Origin of the sequence: Pseudomonas sp. 32_A, assembly GCF_017490905.1 — a bacterium.
Taxonomy (GTDB): Bacteria; Pseudomonadota; Gammaproteobacteria; order Pseudomonadales; family Pseudomonadaceae; genus Aquipseudomonas; species Aquipseudomonas inefficax.
This window is the reverse complement of sequence record NZ_JAFGYI010000428.1, coordinates 1-301: the sequence shown is the minus strand read 5'-3', so window position 1 is coordinate 301 and position 301 is coordinate 1. Positions and strand designations below refer to the sequence as shown.

Here is a 301-nt window from a genome sequence, read left to right as displayed (position 1 = left end):
CACGGTGTGATTCATGACTGGGGTGAAGTCGTAACAAGGTAGCCGTAGGGGAACCTGCGGCTGGATCACCTCCTTAATCGACGACATCAGCCTGCTGATGAGCTCCCACACGAATTGCTTGATTCATGGTTGAAGACGTTGTTCCTGGTCAGAACTCGGAAATGAGCATTCGCTTCGAATGTTGATTTCTGACTTTTGTCAGATCGTTCTTTAAAAATTCGGATATGTGATAGATATAGACTGATGACCAGTTTCACTGCTGGTTAATCAGGCTAAGGTAAAATTTGTGAGTTCTGCTCGA

General features: G+C 45.2%; 1 rRNA gene. It reads left to right on the top strand.

From position 1 onward, the window contains the following. Nucleotides 1–76, top strand: a 16S ribosomal RNA gene (locus J5M58_RS27335); the annotation flags it as partial. Nucleotides 77–301: the final 225 nt, after the last annotated feature.